This window comes from Acinetobacter sp. YH12039, assembly GCF_013420015.1.
GTDB classification, from domain to species: domain Bacteria; phylum Pseudomonadota; class Gammaproteobacteria; order Pseudomonadales; family Moraxellaceae; genus Acinetobacter; species Acinetobacter amyesii.
Window position 1 is genome coordinate 1 of sequence record NZ_VOZA01000131.1, and the last position, 1,275, is coordinate 1,275.

General features: G+C 43.5%; 1 protein-coding gene. It reads right to left on the reverse strand.

The genetic code is table 11. The features are described from left to right. A partial coding sequence (locus tag FTT98_RS17835; protein ID WP_180177631.1) for a transposase occupies window positions 1–1,154 on the reverse strand: 1,154 nt, incomplete at its 3' end. Window positions 1,155–1,275: the final 121 nt, after the last annotated feature.

The window sequence follows — 1,275 nt, forward strand, 5'->3', positions numbered from 1 at the left end:
AATAGTATTGAAAGCCCTGCCAGTATGGCAGGGGCACTTTCTAATTTTCCCCTTTTCTGTTGCCTACCTGAAATTCGGGTGAGAAATGCCCGAATTCTTATATTCTGCTCATCTGTACCACGCTGTACTCGCCATGTCAGCACACAAGCCATACTACTGATCAGTAGCCTTCTCAGGATTGCTTGAGGTGTCGTTTGTAGCCATGCCTCAACGTCATGTCCTGCCTGCTTAAGCAATTTAAAATAACACTCAATTGTCCAGCGCCAGTAATACCATGTACTCAATTCTGCTGTATCTATATCCATTGCAACATTACTCAGCAAACACCATCTCGCCACAATTTTACCGTCACAATCCTTAACGACAGAAACAACCAGCCTTGCATCGACAGCATCTCCCTGCTCAGGAGCAACCCGCTTCCCTGAGCTATCTTTCTGCTTTGGTTTTGCTGCGCGTGTTATGCGTATATGGGTCTCACCCACATGTAAAGTATGCTGATTGCCTTTGTAAGAAATATTTTTGATTGAATGCGTTTCTATCTTTTCTGCAATCTCGCCAACTTTGTATGTCTGACCGTGATACTCAACTCGATGACCTTCTTTGGCCCGAATCAGCCATTTGAAGCGATTCTTGCTCATCGCTCTTAGATGGGCAATTGAGTCACCTTCACGATCAATGATATGAACTTTTGTTTTCTCAACCGGATACTGTTCGATCGTTTTGATTTGTTCTGCGAGTGAATCCAAATGGGTTTTTCGCTCGCTGTATTGTTCACTGAATGTGGAATAACAGCCTGATGCGTCAGATAGCGTTTGAGCCAATGGTGCAATGGGAAGCCCCGATGCCGCATCAACCAGTAGACTGCTTTGCAGTTCATAGCCTGAATCATATTGATGGGTTCTTTGAAGACGCTGAGTTTTATTGTTATGTTTCACATATTGCAGTTGAGACCAATCATGAATAATCAGCGCATAAGGGTGAGAGGATTGATCAATCTGTTCAAATGCAAGTCGCTGTATTGGCTCATTCAATTGCTTGAAAGAGACTTTTTCATTATTGAGAAATCGCCAAACTGCCTGGGTGGTTGCAAAACTGGACTTCTGGGCAGAGGCCATTTCCTTAATTGCAGGGGCAAGTGAAGCAAGAGGATTCATATTAAGCTTTACGAGGGCGTTGTATCGTCTGACGAGACGTGTATCAAGATGGGAGATATTAAATTGAAGAGCATGCTCTTCAATTTAACCCAAAACTTGGGATTTGTGTAGATACCTATGC